Here is a 17331-nt window from a genome sequence, read left to right as displayed (position 1 = left end):
CGGAACAGCTGAATTGCCGGGAACTTGCTTTTGGACTGGCTGAACGGGCTTGCCGGCCTGCTTGTCGGTATCGTCGTCGGAATGACCGGCGTCGGTGGCGGCAGCCTGATGTCGCCGCTGCTGATCCTGATGTTCGGGGTCGCACCGGCCACGGCGATCGGCACGGACCTGTGGTTCGCCGCCATCACCAAGGCGGTGGGCGGCATCGTCCATCATCGCCAGCGCAACGTCGATATGGGAATCGTCGGGATGCTCGCCGCGGGCAGCATTCCCGCAGCGATCATCACCGGTTTTCTGATCTGGCAAAATGATGCCGAAAAGCACGGCAGTACCACGTTGGCCACTGCATTGGGCGCAGTGCTGATCTTTACGGCAGTCCTGACTCTGTTCCGCGCGCAGCTGGCGCGCAGGGCGATGGCGCTGTCGATCCGCTCGCACCGTGCCTTTCCGGCGCTCAAACGTTTCGCGACGATGATCGGCGGCGCCATCCTCGGCTGCCTCGTGACGCTGACCTCGGTCGGTGCCGGCGCGCTGGGCGCGACCTTTCTGCTGATACTCTATCCGCGTCGCCTGCCGATCACGAAGCTGGTCGGCACGGATATCGCCCATGCGGTTCCGCTCGCGCTGGTCGGCGGGCTGATCCATCTCATGATCGGCACCGTCGATTTCGGCCTGCTCGCGATGCTGCTGGTCGGGTCGATCCCCGGTATCGTGATCGGTTCGCGCCTCAGCCTGATCGTGCCGGAATCGGTCGTCCGGCCGCTGCTGGCAGTCGTTCTGTGCATCGCCGGTATCAAGCTGGTCTTGTAACCTGCAGGTCGATATGGCCTTCTATGCTGCGCTGTAGCATTCGTCACCGGATTGTCTTACCCCCGGCGCATGATCCGACCCGAAGCGTCACTGGCATAAGGGAGATTTGCTGCGAATGACCAAAATCCGTTCGGTAATTCTCTCAGGGGGCTCCGGCACGCGCCTGTGGCCCATGTCCCGGCCCGAAAAGCCCAAACAACTGCTCGCCCTTACCAGTGCGCATACAATGCTCCAGATGACGGCGCAGCGCACGATCGGCGACGCGTTCCTGCCCCCGATCGTCGTCGCCAACGCCGCCCATGCCGATCAGGTGGAAGCGCAGCTGAACGAAGCGGGCGCCGCTGCGGGGGCGATCATCCTCGAACCCTCAGGCCGCAACACGGCTCCGGCCATCGCGCTCGCCGCGCTGGAGGCTGATCCGTCCGAAGCCCTGCTCGTGATGCCGTCGGATCATGTGATCCTGGACGTTCCCGCCTTTCATGCCGCGATTGCCGCGGCGATGCAGGTGGTCGACAAGGGCGGGCTGGTCACGTTCGGCATTCAGCCCGATGCCCCGGAAACCGGCTATGGATATATCCAGATCGGGGAAGAGGCCGCGCTGGGCGTCTATCGCGTCGAACGCTTCGTCGAAAAGCCCGATCAGGCCACGGCCGAATCAATGCTGGCCGAAGGCGGCTATGCCTGGAACGGCGGTATCTTCCTGTTCCGCGCCGATGCCTATCTTTCCGCGCTCGAGAAATTCGCGCCCGAGATGCTGGAGGCCTGCCGCGCCGCCGTTGCAGAAGCGCGCCGCGAAGGCATCCGCGTCTATCCGCAAGCCGATCGCTTCATGGCCTGTCCTTCGGATTCGATCGACTATGCGGTCATGGAAAAGGCCGACAATGTCGCCGTCGTGCCGGTCGCCATGGGCTGGAGCGATGTCGGCAGCTGGGACGCGTTGCACGCGATCAGCGCGTGCGATGCCGAAGGGAATGTCGCGCATGGCGACGTGATCGCGATCGATACCAGCAATTGTCAGTTTCGTGCCGATCAGGGCAAGAAAATCGCCGCGATCGGCGTGTCGGACCTGACCATCGTCGCGAGCGGCGATGACATCCTGATCCTTCCCCGCGGCCGCAGCCAGGATGTCAAAAAGCTTATCGAAGCGATGAAGCGCTAGTGACCCGAATCTGAAGTTCGCCTCACTATCAGGTAAGCGCGGAGCGAACTTCAGATTCAATAGGGTCACTAGCAACCATGTGATTCTAGTGTGGTTTAAGGATTTGAAATTCGCTCCCAGCTCTCCCGGCCAATGTGGCGAATTTCAAATCCACCACACTAAATTCGGAAAAGGGAAAGCCGCGCCATGACCGCAACTTTGCTCGCGACGCACCGTGTGGAAAAGCCCTGGGGCCGCCACAATCTGTGGCCGGGCTTTCCCGATCCCGCTTCCGATGGCGAACCCGTCGGCGAAATCTGGTTCCAGACGCCGGGCAATGCCACGCCGGACCTGCTGATCAAATATCTGTTCACCAGCGAAAAACTCTCGGTCCAGGTCCACCCCAATGACGAACAGGCGCACGCCCGCGGATTGCCGCGCGGCAAGGACGAATGCTGGGTAATCCTCGCCGCCGAACCGGATTCGACGATCGCGCTGGGCACGCGCGAACCGATCGACCGCGATACGCTGCGCGCGGCGGCGCTCGACGGCTCGATCGAGCATCTGCTCGACTGGAAGCCGGTCAAGGCGGGCGACTTTTTCTATTCGGCTTCGGGCACGATTCACGCGATCGGCGCAGGCATCACGCTGATCGAAGTCCAGCAGAATTCGGAAACCACCTATCGGCTCTATGATTATGGCCGCCCGCGCGAACTCCATCTCGACGAAGGGGTCGCCGTATCCGATCCCGTCCCGTTCGTGCCGCACCCGATGCCCGGACGGGTTTCCGACAGCCGCACGATTCTGGTCGAAGGGCCGAAATTCGTTCTCGAACGCTGGCCCGGCGGGCATCGCAGCATCACGCTTCCCGACAATGTGTCGGGCTGGTTGATTCCGGTATCGGGCGAAGGCGTGGTGGACGGCGTCGCCTTCCGCGCGGGCGAATGCCTGACGCTCGAAGGCGCCTGCGAGATCCAAGCGGCGGCGGGCAGCGACCTGCTCTTTGCATATCCCGGCACGACGCGCCTTTAGGCGACCGGTCTCCGCCGGTCGCTCAACGCCGAAGCTCCGGATGACGGAGCATCAGAGCCTGTGCGAGCACCAGCGTCTTGGCATCCGGCAAATCACCCGCCTCCACGAGACCCTTCAGCGCGTCGAGATCAATCTCGTGCACGCTGATAAACTCATGTTCATCCGGCGCTCCGCCGCCCGGCCCGACGATGCTGTCCGTATCATAGGACGCAAGATATAGCTGCACCCGTTCGGTCGAGACGGGAGGGATCGGCCAGATGTTGGCAACCGGCTCGAGCGCTCCGAGCGTCAGTCCAGCCTCCTCCAGCGCCTCTTCGCAAATGCGCTCGGCGGGGGCGGCGCGGTCGAGATTGCCGGCGATCGCTTCGAAGAGCGGTTCGTGACCCGCCGCCAGCACGGCCGCGCGCGGCTGGGAAATCAGCATCACGGTACGCCGTACGGGATCATAGGGCAGCACTGCGACTGCCGAGCCATTGTCGAGAAGGTGACGCTCGACCGTGACACCCTCGTCCATCGCGATTTCAAGCCGGAACAATTTGTACCAGCCGTCATATACGAGTCTGCTATCGGTGATGCGCGGATTCATGGCCGAAACATAGAAGAGTTTTGCAGCGCACAAAATGGCTGTCCGAAACGGCGTACCGGCGCAATTTCCAGCTGTGCAATACGGCTCGCCGTACAACATATGGATATTCATTGACTCCCCGGCGACTCGCGGATTCAGCGCGAGTCGCGGATAGACGAAGTTCTGCAAATATGGTAAACGCCTCGTTTGGGGAGGGGATTTACCATCGAAATCTGGTTCATCCTTGCGGTCGGTTTCAGCTTTGCCGGCTACGCGATCTATCTCGCCGGGCTACGGCGCGAGATCGTGCGGCCGAACCGTGCGTCGTGGCTGATCTGGAGCGCGGCGACCGCCATGGAGGCGGTTACCTATGCCGCGCTCAACCCCGGACTTGCGCAGGGGTGGATCTTCGCGGTGTCGGCGCTCGCCTGTATCGCCGTGGTTATCGGCATCTGGCGCCGCTCGACCTGGGCAAAACCCACGACCGTTGAACTTTTGTGCATCGCCGCCTCGCTTTCGGCGCTCGCCATCTGGCTGATCTTCCGCAACGCGCTCTGGGCGCATCTGCTGGTCGTCGCAGCGGTGCCGATCAGTTTCTGGCCCACCTGGGCAAGCGTGTGGCAGGATCGTTCGCGCGAACGATCGCCCGCATGGGGCCTGTGGACCTTCGGCGATCTCGCCACGCTGCTGGTCGCCATTCGCGGGCCCCAGGTCGGCGTCGACGAACTCCTCTATATCGTCATCGAACTGCTCTGCCATGCCAGCGTCTGGTTCATGATCGGCCTTGCGACGATCAACCCGCTGCGCTCGTTCGGCATAGGTCGCGGCGGGCTGCTGGTGCTCGATCGCTATCGCCCGGTCCGCAACCTGTTCCGCGTCGATGAAAACCATCTGGGCAAGGCAGTGTTCGCCGCGCGTGCCTTTGCCGAAGGCGACACGCTGATGGAGTTTACCGGCCGCCGGTTCCGCGCGGACGAAATTCCCCGCTTCGCCCATGGCAGCATCGACCGATACGTCCAGGTGGCGCCCGATCGCTATATGGGCCCGTCGGGCAAGATCGACGATTTCGTCAATCACAGCTGCGATCCCAATGCCGGATTGCGTTTCGACGAGGACCGCGTCTTCCTGATCGCCATTCGCGCAATCGCGCCGGGCGAGGAAATCAGCTGGGATTATTCGACCACGCTGGCCGAATCGAACTGGCACATGATCTGCGGATGCCGCAGCGCGCAGTGTCGCCGGGTCGTCGCCAGTTTCGAATCGCTGCCCGCCGAACGGCAGGAATATTATCGGGCCCGCAATCTGGTCGCGCCCTATCTGCGGCGGCGCGACGCGATCGCGCCGAAACGCCGCGCGGGCTGATCAGGCCGCGATATTCTCGCCGCCGGCCGTCATCTCGGTGGCGGCCTTCAACGTCAGCACCGCGCGCGCGCCCATCCCGGCGCCTTCGCTCAGCAAGTCGAGCTTGCCTTCCATCGCGTTCATCGAATTGGCGCACCAGTGCAGCCCCAGTCCGCCCGATTTATGCTTGCGGGTGGAAAAGCCGCGCTGGAACAGAGTCGGCGCATTTTCCGGCTCGAACCCGTCGCCATCGTCGCGGATCACGACGCGCACCGTGTCTTTGTCCTCGCTCACCGAAACCGCGATACTCCCACTCCCCCGCCCGGTCGCGTTGATCGCTTCGGCCGCATTGCCCAGCAAATTGCCGACCACCTGGCTCAGGATGACGCGATTGCCCATCACCCAATGCGGCGTGGAGGGGAAGCTGAACGAAATCGAACATTCGCTCGAATAGCGGGCGATCGTCGCGTTCTGCGCGATGATGTCGGTAATGTCGCATGCCTCAAGCTGCGGGCGTTCATGCGCCGCTTCCTGCTGCTTGCCGATGATTTCGAGCACATGGTGCAGCGCCTCGCGGCCGAGCTGAAGCTGTTGCTGCCGCTCGCCGCGCTCACCCGCCGCCGCCTGCTGCGCCGCCGCCAGAAAGGCGACGAGCTTTTGCCGGCGCACCGCCGGAATATCCTCGCGCGCCAGTTCGGAAAGTGCACGATCGACCAGCGCCGGATCGGCGCCGCCCCCCGTCCCCAGCCCCTGGCTGAGGATCGTGCTGATCGGATTGAGCGCGTTGCGGACATTATGCATCACCGCCACGGCGCTTTCCGACCGGCCTAGCTTGAACGACTGGACTTCGAGCTGCTCGCGCAGATCCTTGAGCTGGCGGAGCATCGAATTGAAGCTGGTGACCAGGCTGCCGATTTCATCGGATCGCGGCTTTTCCTCAAGCATGCCGAGCGTTCCCGACTGGCGCACCACGCCCATGTGACGTTCGACGCGCTTGAGCGGGCGCAATACCATCCGGCCGATCACCTTGCGCAGCACGACCAGCACGACGATCATCAATATCGAGGTACCGATCGCCGCGAGGAGCAGCATCCGCCGCCCCAGCAACGACATGTCGCGCGGCACGGCATAGGCGGCGCTCGCCACCGTTTCGCCATCGGGCCCGCGCACCGGGACGGCAATGTCGAGCCGGTTCGCATGCGGGGTGATCGCCACATCGTTCAGATCGGCGGCGAGGTTCACCTGCGCCGTTACCTGCAGCAAATTGCTCAGCTGATCCGATCCGATCGTGCGCGCCATCAGCACGAAACCGCGCGGCGTGCCGGTGCCGTCGCTGCGGCGCACGCGCGCCACGCCCACCGCCGCGACATTGTCGCCGAAGCGGAGGTAGAAATTGCCCGAACCGTCCGTATCGACGGCACGGGCAAGATCGATCCCGCCGATCCGCCGGACCAGTTCGGCCTTCATCGCCGGAACGTCCTTGCCGCTCGCCGGGTCGATCCATCGCGCGATCACGACCGATCCGTCATTGCGGATATAGGCCATGCCATCGACGCTGAGATTCTGCATCGCCAGCGTCGAAAAGGATTCCTCTTCGAACGCGCGCGTCGGATGCTCCATATAGGCGTAGCTGTCGTTCCAGTCGCCATAGTCGCGAACCGCGGTTTCCACCTTGTTGGCGAATTCGTCGAGCGCGGCGCGCGTCCGCTCGACATGCGCGGTGACCGACTTGTCCTCCAGCCGTTTGAAGCTGGGCGTGATCACCGCGGCGAGCAACAGGGCAATCGCGATCGACCCCACCAGCCCGACGCCGGTGAGGATCAGCACCAGTTTTCCGCCAAGAGACGCGGATGCCATTCCGCGCAGGCGGCGCACGGCGTCGCCCAGCACGTTTTTCATCAGCCGTTTGTCCCGTTTCCTGCTTCAAACTCGACGACGTTGGCCTGCGGCGGTGCCCCGAGCCAGCGGCGTTCGGCGAGTTCCAGCGCCTGTTCGGGGGGAACCGGGCGGGCAAAGTGATAGCCCTGCATATGGCTGCATCCGGCGATCAGCAGTGTATCGACCTGCCCCTGGGTTTCGACGCCCTCGGCAACGACTTCGAGGCCCAGCGCGCCGCCAAGATGGATGATCGAATTGACGATCGCCGCGCTTTCGCGCTCACGAGCCATGCCGTCGATGAAGCTGCGGTCGATTTTCAGGCAATCCAGCGCAAATTTGCGGATGTTGTAGAGCGAGGAATAGCCGGTGCCGAAATCGTCGAGCGCGATGCGGAACCCCATCTGGCGCAGGCGATACAGCGTTTCGGCGGCGCGTTCGGCATCGTCGAAAATCGCGGTTTCGGTGATTTCGATCTGAAAGCGGTTCGGCGCGACGCCGTGCCGCTGCACCCGTTCGATCACATGGCCGACGAAATTCTGGCGGCGGAACTGGCGCGGGCTGAAATTGACCGAGACATATTGCCCCGGCCATTGCTGCAGCACCTTGACCGCTTCGTCGATCGCCCAGTCGCCCAGTTCGTGGATCAGGTTCGATTCCTCGGCGATCGGGATGAACATCGCCGGTGAAATCGGCCCGAATTCTTCGGTATTCCAGCGCATCAGCGCTTCGAAACCGACGACTTCAAGCCCGTCGCGCCCGACGATCGGCTGATAGACGAGCTTGAGCTCGCCCTTTTCGATCGCTTCGCTCAAGCCGCCTTCGATCTGGCGCCGAAAACGGATCGATTCGTCCATGCTTTCGTCGAACACCCGGACGACACCGCGACCGGCACGTTTGGATTCGTTGAGCGCAAGGTCCGCGCGCCGCATCAGATCGACCGGATCCTTGTCATTCTCCGGATCGGCGACGACCAGACCGATCGAGGCGCTTCCCTGAACCGAATGGCCGAATACCTTGAAGCTGGTCGAAATCGCCTTGATCACAAGTTCGCAGCACATCACCGCTTCGTCTTCGCTGGTGACGCGCGACAGCAGCGCGAATTCATCGCCGCCCAATCGCGCGACCAACGCGCCCTGCGGCACCGTTTCCTGCAACAGGGTATAGACCATGCGGATCAGTTCATCGCCGGCGAGATGGCCGAACGTGTCGTTGACCAGCTTGAACCGGTCGAGATCGAGCATCGCCAGCGCGAAACATTCGCGTTCGCGAACATGTTCGGTCAGCGCCCGCATGAAGGCAAGGCGATTGGGCGCCTCGGTCAGCGAATCGTGCGTCGCCATATGCACCGCCTTGGATTCATTGGCGGCGAGTTCCAGCTTCTGCTCTTCGAGCTGCTCGATCTTTTCGGCGAGCAACGCGCGGGCTTCGCGCAATTCGATATCAACGCGCCAGCGCGCGCCCAGCGCGGTCGCCGTCTGCATCACTTCCTCGGCCTGGAACGGCTTGGCGATATAGAAGATCTTGTCGGCGGGTCCGGCGGCGCGGCTGATGTCCAGCGGCGAGAAATCGGAATAGCCGGTAACGATCACCAGATTGATGTCGGGGTCCATCGCACGGATGCGCCGTGCGGTTTCCTTGCCGTCGATGCCCGGCGGCATGCGGACGTCGATAAAGGCGACTGCATAGCGATTGCCGGTTTCGATGCTGTCCTGCACGGCCTCGACGGCCTGCAGTCCCTGATTGAAATGGTCGCAATCGAATTCGACATCGTCGCCCGACACGGCCGGGGCGTCGCTCAAATCCGCTACGTCTTCATCGTCACTGAACAGCTCGGCCGCCATCGCGGACAATGCGGCGCCGCCGGCAGCGGCTTCACCGCGCTTGCTGAACACCTGGCGATAGCTGTCATGCATCGCCTTTTCGTCGTCCACGATCAAGATGCGCACCCGTCGTGCTCCCCCCAAAAAACAGCGTTGATACGGAGTAACCGCACGGCGTTAACCATAGGTAAAATTGCGGACCCGCCGCCGGATATTCGCGTTCTTCCCCGATGCGGTCGCGCGACTTTCGCGTGCCATCGCGAAGAGCGGCGCGCCCGTGCGCCGCGTTTGATTGATTTGCGGACGAATATCTCTAGGAAAGCTACGATGGCCGAGCCCATTGAGAATGCGGATCCAAAGTCGACCGGGCCCGGGTCGACCGTGCCTGATGACGATGATGAATTCCGGTCCATTGCCGACGCCGCGCCCATCGCCTTCTGGACGACCAGCCTCGAGCGCAAACGCAGTTTCGTGAATCGCTATTATGTCGAATTTCTGGGCGTCGATTATCAGACGGCGCTGGAACGCGACTGGCGGGAGATCATTCATCCCGACGATTACGAACGGATCGTGGCGGAATCGCTGGCGGGAGAGGCAAGCCTGAAGGCATTCACGCTCGACGGGCGCTTCCGGCGTGGCGACGGCGAATGGCGCTGGTTGCGATCCAAGTCGCAACCGCGCTGGAATGCGGCGGGAGAGCATATCGGCTTTGTCGGCGTCGCCAACGACATCACCGAAACCAAGCTGGCCGACATCGAATTGCGCGAGCGCGAGGCAAAGCTGCTCGCGCTGATCAATCAGGGGACGGCGGGCCTCAGCCAGGTGGACCTGCACGGCAGGTTCACGATGGTCAACGACCGTTTTTGCGAAATCTCCGGCTGGTCGCGCGAGGAACTGCTCGAGCGGACGATGCAGTCGATCACGCACCCGCATGACCTTGGGCAGAATATCTCGCTGTTCAACGACCTGGTGCGCGACGGCGTGCCCTATTCGCATGAAAAGCGATATGTGCGCAGCGATGGCCGGATCGCCTGGGTAAATAATTCGGCGGCGCTGGTGCGCGATTCCGAAGACCGGCCGGTCGGATCGATCTGCGTCACGCTCGACGTTACGCAGCGCCGGGAGGACGAAGCCGCGCTGCGCAAGAGCGAGGAGAGCATTCGCCTCGCCGTCGAAAGCGCCGGAATGGCGACCTGGGAACTCGATCTGGATACGATGGAGGGGGTCTGGTCGGCCAATCGCTTCGACTTGCTGGGGCTGCCGCGCCGGACCGATGGCCGGGGCAGCGTCGACGACTGGCTTGCGCGGATCCACCCCGAAGACGTCCGGCGCGTGCGCGAAGCCGCCTATGCCTGTTTCGAACAAGGGACGCCGTTCCAGATCGAATATCGCATCCTGCGCGCCGACACCGGCGAGGAACGCTGGCTGCAAAGCCATGCCAGCAGGATCATCGTCGGCGATGAAGGCGATCTGCGTTTCGTCGCGGTCTCGTTCGACATCACCCATCGCAGACAGGCCGAAGCCGAACTGCGCGCCAGCGAAATACGATTCCGCACCATTTTCGAAGAAGCCAATGATTACATCATCACGTGCGACCTCGAACAGCGGATAACATCGGTCAACCCGGCGGTGGTGTCGGCGCTCGGCCATCCCGAAAGCGAAATCATCGGGCGTTCGGTGGGCGATTTTCTGGCGCCCGAACAATTTGATGTCGCGGGCAAGCTGCTGCAGCACAAGCTCGATCATGGCGGCGCGACGCGCTACTCGATCCGCATCCAGACCCGCGATGGTTCCGAGCTGGTGTGGGAAATCAACTCCCGGCTGACATATGACCCCGATGGCGCTCCCATCGGCCTTCAGGCGATCGCGCGCGACGTGACCGAATCCAAGCGATTCGAATTGCACCAGCGGCTGCTGATCGACGAACTCAATCACCGCGTGAAGAACACGCTGGCGATCGTTCAGGGGATTGCCCAGCAGACATTCCGCGATCCCGGCGTGCCGCTTGCCGCGCGCAAGGCGTTCGAAGGCCGGCTGGCGGCCCTGGCCGAAGCGCATGACCTGCTGACGCGCGAGCTGTGGAGCCCGGTATCGATCCGCAAGGTAATGGCAGACGCGATGTCGCCGCATTGCGATGGCCAACGCTGCCATATCGAAGGACCCGATCTGCCGCTGGAGCCCAAGACGGCGATTTCGCTGGCGCTGGCGATGCACGAGCTGGCGACCAATGCGGTCAAACATGGCGCGCTGTCGAACGATACCGGCACGGTCGATATACGCTGGGACAAGGTTCGCGATGAATCGGGGCTAAGGCTGAAATTGTCCTGGACAGAAGCGGGCGGACCGCCTGTATCTGTCCCGAATCGACGCGGTTTCGGCACCCGGATGATCGAACGCGGACTCGCGGTGGAACTCGGAGGGACAGTGCGCATTATGTTTCCGCGGGAGGGTGTGCGCTGCGAAGTCGACGCTCCGCTCCCGGATATGGAAGCGTGAGGGTGCTTGTGGGGCGTAAAATTCTGATCGTCGAAGACGAACCGGTCGTGGCAATGTGCCTTGAGGACATGCTGCTCGATTTCGGCTGCACGGTAATCGGTCCCGCTTCGCGCCTTGCCGATGGCCTGGTTCTGGCCGAAGCGGAGGATGCCGACGCGGCGATCCTCGACGTCAATCTGGGCGGCGAACGCAGCGATCCGATCGCGGGTGTTCTGCGTGCGCGCGGCATCCCCTATATTTTCGCGACCGGATATGGTGCCGCTGCCAATATCGGCAGCGACGTTCCGCTGGTGTGCAAACCCTATTGCGAAGAACAGGTGCGTAGCGCGCTCGAGCGCGTGCTGACGCTCTGAGCTATTCCACCGTTACCGATTTGGCGAGATTGCGCGGCTGGTCGACGTCGGTGCCCTTGGCGACTGCGACGTGATAGGCGAGCAGCTGCACCGGCACGGCATAGACGATCGGCGCGATCAGCGGATGCACCTTGGGCATTTCGATCGTCGCGACTGCATCCTCGCCCGCCAGCCTGAGCCCTTCGGCATCGGAAATGAGGACGACGCGCGCGCCGCGCGCCTGCGCTTCCTGCATATTCGACACGGTCTTGTCGAACAGCGGCCCTGACGGCGCGAGCACGATCAGCGGCACATTGTCGTCGATCAGCGCGATCGGCCCATGCTTCATTTCGCCCGAGGCATAGCCTTCGGCATGAATATAGCTGATTTCCTTGAGCTTCAGCGCCCCTTCGAGCGCGAGCGGATAATCCGGACCTCGGCCCAGATAGAGTACGTCGCGCGCCTGTGCGATCGTATGCGCCATCGCCTCGATTTCATCGTCATGCGCCAGCGCCGCGTTGATGCTGGCGGGCGCTTCGATCAGGTGGCGGACGATCTCACGCTCTTCCGCCGGGTCTAGCTTGCCCTTGGCGCGCGCCAGATTGACCGCCAGCGCCGCCATGACGGCAAGCTGACAGGTAAATGCCTTGGTCGAAGCGACGCCGATCTCGGGCCCGGCATGCGTCGAGAGCAGCAGATCGACTTCGCGCGCCATCGAACTGGTCGGCACATTGATGATGCCGGCGGTCGTGACGCCATGTTCCTTCATGTGGCGCAGCGCCGCGAGCGTGTCCGCCGTCTCGCCCGATTGGCTGACGACGACGCCCAGCGTATTGGGCAACAGCACCGGGTCGCGATAGCGAAACTCCGACGCGACATCGACTTCGACCGGCACCCGCGCGAACCGCTCGATCCAGTATTTGCCGATCATCCCGACATAGCTCGCGGTGCCGCAGGCGACGATCGCCACGCGTTCGACACCCGCAAGGTCGAAATCCATGTCGGGCAGCGCTACCATCTGTTCCACCGGCCGCACATAGGATTGCAGCGTCTGGGCAACGACGACGGGCTGTTCGTAGATTTCCTTCTGCATGAAGTGGCGATGATTGCCCTTGTCGATCATCGCGGGCGACACGCCGGACGGCACGATGGGCCGGGTGACGGGATTATTGTCGCGATCGAACACGTCGATGCTGTCACGCGTCAGCACTGCCCAGTCGCCTTCGTCGAGATAGGCGATACGCTGGGTAAGGCCGGCAAGCGCATGCGCGTCGGAGCCGAGATAATTCTCACCCTCGCCATAGCCCACGGTCAGCGGTGCGCCGAGCCGCGCGGCGATCAGCAGATCAGGCTGGCTGGCGAACAGGAAGGCGATGGCAAAGGCGCCATGCAACCGTGGCAGCACCGACGCGACCGCGTCCTGCGGAGACAGGCCGCGCTGCAACTCGCGATCGACCAGATGCGCGACAACTTCGGTATCGGTCTGGCTGTTGAACGTCCGCCCATCGGCGATCAGTTCGTCGCGCAGCGGCTTGAAATTCTCGATGATGCCATTGTGGACGATGGTGACGTCGCCGACGATATGCGGATGGGCATTATCCTCGGTCGGCGCGCCATGCGTCGCCCAGCGGGTATGGGCGATGCCGATCGTGCCGGGCAGCGGATGTTCCGCCAGCCGCGCGCCCAGATTGGCGAGCTTGCCCTCGGCACGACGGCGGTCGATCGCGCCGTCGTGCAGCGTGGCGATGCCCGCTGAATCATAGCCGCGATATTCGAGCCGTTTCAGCCCCTCGAACAGCCGCTCCGCGACTTCCGACGTCCCCAGGATTCCGACGATTCCGCACATGCCCTTCTCCTAAGCGGGAGAAGGTTAAAAACCTAGAGTGCAAAAATGCCGGGCGATGCGAATTCGACTAGGCAGAATGCTATCCCCGCACTAGCGTCGCGATCAGGGTATTGGGGGATGCTCGATGGTGCGGTATTTTCTTGCCGTAGCGCTCATGCTGCCGGTGGCAACGGCGGGCAGCGCAACGCGATTCACGACACAGCAATATACCACGCAAATCGCGACCGACGATCCATGCTGCATGCTTGCGGCCAACACGATCGTCGAGATCGAAATCACGCAGCCGGTCGGCAGCAAGATCAGCAAGACACTGGACGCGTTCACCTTTCGCGTGGCCGAACCGGTGATGGTCGACGGGCAGATCGTGATTCCCATGGGTGCGGAAGGGGTCGGCGAAGTGGTGCATGCCGCGCACGCCGGCTTTGGTGGCCGTGCGGGCGAACTGATCCTCGCCGCCCGCTATATCGAACTCGGCCCGGTCCATGTGCCGTTGCGGCGGTTCCGCTATGGATCGAGCCATGGCGAGAGCCATGAAAGCACTGCAACGCTTGCCGCGCTGGCCGTATCGCCGGTGCTGGGCCTGCTGATCACCGGCAAGGAGATCACGCTGACGCCGGGCACGCGCGCACATGCCAGCGTCGCGAGCGACACGCGGCTACCTGCAGTCGCGGCAGAGAATGACTCGCCGCCTGCGGGCGAAGCGATTCCTGAATCAGAAAATCGGGCGAACGACGAAAGACCGGCCGAAGCCGGCTGAACCATCTTCCAGAAAGGAAACCGAATAATGCGTCGTATCCATACGGTGCTGTTGCCGGCTGCACTCGCCCTTGGCTTCGCGGCCATCCCGGCGGCGGCCCAGGACGCTGCTGCACAAGAAGCCACCACGCCGACCGCCGCCGAAGTCCAGGCGGAGGCCGAAGCGCCAGCGGCCGAAACAGTCGAAGCCACCGAATCCGTCGAAACGGCTGTCGAAGCGCCAGAGGCGCCTGCCGTCGCCGAAGGTCCTGTTCCCGCACCGGCGGCGGGCATGGGTCAGATCGTCTTTTATCGTACCGGCGGACTGGTGGGCGCGGCGGTCAGTTGCCGCGTTCGCGAAGGCGATACGGTGGTCAACCGCCTGCCGCCGGGCAAATATTTCGTCTATGCCACGACGCCCGGACCGCATGAATTCAATGTCCGCAGCGAAGCGCGTGACAATCTGCGTCTCGAAGTCGAGGAAGGCGAAACCCAATATGTCCGGTGCACGGTGCGCATGGGCATCATGTCGGGCCGCCCCAATCTGGCTCCGGCCGATGCGGCGGACTTTGCCGATCGCGTCGCAAAGCTCGACAAGCTGCCGCCCTATACCGGCGACAACGACTGAATAGCTCCGGCGGCGGTCCCGATCGGGGCTGCCGCCGGCTTCGCTTCGGGTCGAAAATGCCCGACCCGCTCAATGCGGGAAATTGGTGTCCACAAACACATGGGTGAATTCGACCGGATCAGGCTCGCGGCCCTGAGTCGCGCGGAATTGCGGTTTGCCCTTTTCCCACACTTCCTTGATCGCGCCTTCCATCCCCTTGGGAAACTGCATCTGCGCCACGACCATGTCGCGCCACCCGCCCTGCATCTTCAGCTGATGGCGAAGCTGGGGCTCCATCGCCGTCAGCGCGGCTTCCGTGGTCGCATCAAGATGTCCGATACTGTCGAGCACATAGGAATCGAGCAGCTTGAGGAACGGCTTGCCCTGATATCGATCCGTCATTTCTTTCCTTTTCGTTCGGCCATCTTGCCGCGGAAGCGCTTGGCCCAGCCGGGCAGCGCCTCCTGCCGCCCGCGCGCCAGCGCCAGCGCATCGGCCTCTACATCGCGCGTCACCACCGATCCCGCGCCGACGATTGCGCCATCGCCGATCGTAACCGGCGCGACCAGCGCGCTGTTCGATCCGATAAAGGCGCCTTCCCCGATCACCGTCTGATATTTCAGGAAGCCGTCATAGTTACAGGTGATCGTGCCCGCCCCGATATTGGCGCCAGCACCCACGCTGGCATCGCCCAGATAGGTAAGGTGGCTCGCCTTCGCACCCTTGCCGAGCACGGCTTTCTTCATTTCGACGAAATTGCCGATCTTTGCGTCTTCCTCGAGCACCGAGCCGGGGCGCAACCGCGCATAGGGGCCGACGGATGCGCCGCTGGCAACGCGCGCGCCTTCCAGATGCGAAAAGGCGTGGATGACGACCGTATCGGCGATGGTGACGCCGGGGCCGAACACGACATTGGGCTCGACCGTCACGTCGCGGCCCAGCTGGGTATCATGGGAAAACCAGACCGTTTCCGGCGCGATCAGGGTCACGCCATCCGCCATTGCCTGTGCGCGGCGCTTGTCCTGCCAGGCGCGCTCGAGCCCGGCGAGTTCAGCGCGGCTGTTGACGCCGGCCACTTCATGCGCGTCGGTTTCGATCACTGCGCTGGAGCGACCATCGGCGGCGGCAAGCATGACGATGTCGGGCAGATAATATTCGCCCGCCGCATTGTCGTTGGTGACGCGCGCCAGCAACGCGAACAAATCGCGCGCACGCACCGCCATCAGACCCGAATTGCACAGGGTGACCGCACGCTCGGCGTCGCTCGCATCCTTATATTCGACCATCTTGGCGATACGGCCATGATCGTCGGCGATGATCCGGCCATAGGCGCCGGGATCATCGGGGCGAAAGCCGAGCACCACCGTGGCGGGCGCATCCCCGGCATGGAGCCGGTCGAGCATCCGCTGCATCGTTTCGGGCGACACCAAAGGCACATCGCCATAGAGGATCAGCACATCGCCATCGAAGCCGCGCAACGCTTCCTCGGCCTGACGCACGGCATGGCCGGTGCCCAGCTGTTCGGCCTGATGCACGGTATCGACACCATGCGGCGCGACCGCGGCTTCCACCTGCTCGCGCCCGGCACCGACCACGGCGATGGTGCGCGCGGGCGATAATTGGGCGACGCTGGCGACGAGATGCAGCAGCATCGGGCGCCCGGCAATCGGGTGCAGCACCTTGTGCAGGTCGGATTTCATCCGCGTCCCCTTGCCCGCAGCAAGGATGATTGCGGCTATCGGCTGTGTCATGATCCCTCCACGCGATGCCCGCGATGCCACGTTAGGGTTGCCATTTCCATACCGGTCGGGGCAGCAGGGGGCGGATGGACATGATTCCCTTTCAGATCGTCGGATTCGATCTCGACGGTACGTTGCTCGATACCAGTCCCGATCTGGTCGCTGCAGTGAACCACGCACTGGCCGAGGCTGGCCGTGAACCGCTGACTCCCACGCAAGTGACGCCCAATATCGGCGGCGGTGCCAAGAACATGCTGCGCAAGACGCTGGAAGAGACCGGCGGCTGCGACGACGATGAATTCAACCGTCTCTACAAGCTGATGCTGCGCTATTATGAAGCGCATATCGCCGACGGCACCCGGCCGTTTCCGGGCATGCTCGACGCGCTCGACCGGCTCGATGCGATGGGCGTGAAGACCGCCGTCGTCACCAACAAATTCGAGAATTTCGCGCGCAAGCTGCTCGGCGAACTCGGCCTGACCGACCGGTTTCAGACCATCATCGGCGGCGACACGATGGGCAAGGGCAATGCCAAGCCATCGCCCGCACCGATCCACGAAATGATCGCGCGATGCGGCGGCGGCCGCGCCGCCTTTGTCGGCGATTCCATCTATGACACCGGCGCAGCGCGCAACGCCGGCATTCCCAGCATCGGCGTCAGTTTCGGCTTTCTGACCGGCACTGCCGCGGATCTTGAGGCCGATGCGGTGATCGACCATTATGACGAGCTGATCCCGACGCTTCAGCGGCTGGGGACCTAGGTCGTGAACCCATAAACGGCACCGCCGAGGCGCCGGAATGGCGAACATATCGGGCCAAAGGGGCCGCCGGGAGGGCTGGGCGCCCTTCCAAGGCCGCTTTGGGCCGAGATGGAAGCCATTCCGGCGTCCCGAAGGGATTTGACCAAAATGGCCCAGCGCTGCGTCGGCAGAGCTTGAAATATCGCCATATTCCTGCGCCCTGCCTCCTTGCGCTGAGCCATTTTGCCTCAA

Annotated in this window: 15 protein-coding genes; 9 read left to right on the top strand and 6 right to left on the bottom strand. The window is 63.2% G+C overall.

The genetic code is table 11. The features are described from left to right. Nucleotides 1–30: 30 nt before the first annotated feature. The 3 genes from DKB74_RS00075 (at nucleotide 31) to DKB74_RS00065 (ending at nucleotide 2980) form a co-directional block, all read left to right on the top strand. Nucleotides 31–810: a sulfite exporter TauE/SafE family protein gene (locus DKB74_RS00075; RefSeq protein ID WP_109806105.1), complete on the top strand. Its 780-nt coding sequence runs from the start codon at nucleotides 31–33 to the stop codon at nucleotides 808–810. A gap of 115 nt (nucleotides 811–925) precedes the next feature. Continuing rightward, a complete protein-coding gene (locus DKB74_RS00070) occupies nucleotides 926–1969 on the top strand; it encodes a mannose-1-phosphate guanylyltransferase/mannose-6-phosphate isomerase (RefSeq protein WP_109806104.1) in 1044 nt (347 codons plus the stop codon). A 186-nt stretch (nucleotides 1970–2155) separates the two neighbouring features. Then, nucleotides 2156–2980 (top strand): class I mannose-6-phosphate isomerase, encoded by an 825-nt coding sequence (locus DKB74_RS00065; RefSeq protein ID WP_109806103.1) that lies wholly within the window; start codon nucleotides 2156–2158, stop codon nucleotides 2978–2980. A 22-nt stretch (nucleotides 2981–3002) separates the two neighbouring features. Here DKB74_RS00065 and DKB74_RS00060 read toward each other — a convergent pair whose 3' ends face one another. Next, nucleotides 3003–3734: an NUDIX hydrolase gene (locus DKB74_RS00060; RefSeq protein WP_239987310.1), complete on the bottom strand. Its 732-nt coding sequence runs from the start codon at nucleotides 3732–3734 to the stop codon at nucleotides 3003–3005. Nucleotides 3735–3752: 18 nt separating this feature from the next. Between DKB74_RS00060 and DKB74_RS00055 the strand changes: the two genes are divergently transcribed. Then, nucleotides 3753–4907, top strand: coding sequence for an SET domain-containing protein (locus tag DKB74_RS00055; RefSeq protein ID WP_109806102.1), 1155 nt, complete (start codon nucleotides 3753–3755; stop codon nucleotides 4905–4907). Here DKB74_RS00055 and DKB74_RS00050 read toward each other — a convergent pair whose 3' ends face one another. After that, nucleotides 4908–6785, bottom strand: a complete 1878-nt coding sequence (locus DKB74_RS00050; protein WP_109806101.1) for a CHASE4 domain-containing protein — start codon at nucleotides 6783–6785, stop codon at nucleotides 4908–4910. Further along, a complete protein-coding gene (locus tag DKB74_RS00045; protein ID WP_239987309.1) occupies nucleotides 6785–8710 on the bottom strand; it encodes a GGDEF/EAL domain-containing response regulator in 1926 nt (641 codons plus the stop codon). The genes DKB74_RS00050 and DKB74_RS00045 overlap by 1 nt, the downstream gene beginning before the upstream one ends. 201 nt (nucleotides 8711–8911) lie before the next feature. Here DKB74_RS00045 and DKB74_RS00040 point away from each other — a divergent pair, with 201 nt between their 5' ends. Both DKB74_RS00040 and DKB74_RS00035 read left to right on the top strand, forming a co-directional pair. Further along, complete coding sequence (locus tag DKB74_RS00040) at nucleotides 8912–11080, top strand: PAS domain-containing sensor histidine kinase (RefSeq protein ID WP_161956741.1); 2169 nt, start codon at nucleotides 8912–8914, stop codon at nucleotides 11078–11080. An 8-nt stretch (nucleotides 11081–11088) separates the two neighbouring features. After that, nucleotides 11089–11433: a response regulator gene (locus tag DKB74_RS00035; RefSeq protein ID WP_205007825.1), complete on the top strand. Its 345-nt coding sequence runs from the start codon at nucleotides 11089–11091 to the stop codon at nucleotides 11431–11433. A gap of 1 nt (nucleotide 11434) precedes the next feature. On the opposite strand, the gene glmS is transcribed toward DKB74_RS00035, so the two are convergent. Beyond that, a complete protein-coding gene (gene glmS / locus DKB74_RS00030) occupies nucleotides 11435–13258 on the bottom strand; it encodes a glutamine--fructose-6-phosphate transaminase (isomerizing) (protein WP_109806099.1) in 1824 nt (607 codons plus the stop codon). A 124-nt stretch (nucleotides 13259–13382) separates the two neighbouring features. On the opposite strand from glmS, the gene DKB74_RS00025 reads away from it, so the two are divergent. After that, the gene (locus DKB74_RS00025; protein ID WP_109806098.1) at nucleotides 13383–14015 is read left to right on the top strand and encodes a hypothetical protein; all 633 of its coding nucleotides are present in this window, start codon (nucleotides 13383–13385) and stop codon (nucleotides 14013–14015) included. Nucleotides 14016–14042: 27 nt separating this feature from the next. Continuing rightward, on the top strand, nucleotides 14043–14621 hold the full coding sequence (locus DKB74_RS00020) for a hypothetical protein (protein WP_109806097.1): 579 nt from the start codon (nucleotides 14043–14045) through the stop codon (nucleotides 14619–14621). 69 nt (nucleotides 14622–14690) lie between these two features. Here DKB74_RS00020 and DKB74_RS00015 read toward each other — a convergent pair whose 3' ends face one another. Next, on the bottom strand, nucleotides 14691–15002 hold the full coding sequence (locus tag DKB74_RS00015; RefSeq protein WP_109806096.1) for a hypothetical protein: 312 nt from the start codon (nucleotides 15000–15002) through the stop codon (nucleotides 14691–14693). Further along, nucleotides 14999–16351, bottom strand: coding sequence for a bifunctional UDP-N-acetylglucosamine diphosphorylase/glucosamine-1-phosphate N-acetyltransferase GlmU (gene glmU / locus DKB74_RS00010; RefSeq protein ID WP_109806095.1), 1353 nt, complete (start codon nucleotides 16349–16351; stop codon nucleotides 14999–15001). The genes DKB74_RS00015 and glmU overlap by 4 nt, the downstream gene beginning before the upstream one ends. 74 nt (nucleotides 16352–16425) lie before the next feature. Between glmU and DKB74_RS00005 the strand changes: the two genes are divergently transcribed. After that, nucleotides 16426–17100, top strand: coding sequence for an HAD family hydrolase (locus DKB74_RS00005; protein ID WP_109806094.1), 675 nt, complete (start codon nucleotides 16426–16428; stop codon nucleotides 17098–17100). The last annotated feature ends 231 nt before the right edge of the window (nucleotides 17101–17331 follow it).

Source organism: Stakelama portus, assembly GCF_003171655.1.
GTDB lineage: Bacteria > Pseudomonadota > Alphaproteobacteria > Sphingomonadales > Sphingomonadaceae > Sphingomonas > Sphingomonas portus.
Note: the sequence above shows the minus strand (reverse complement) of the source record. Positions and strands in the feature narration are given on the sequence as shown.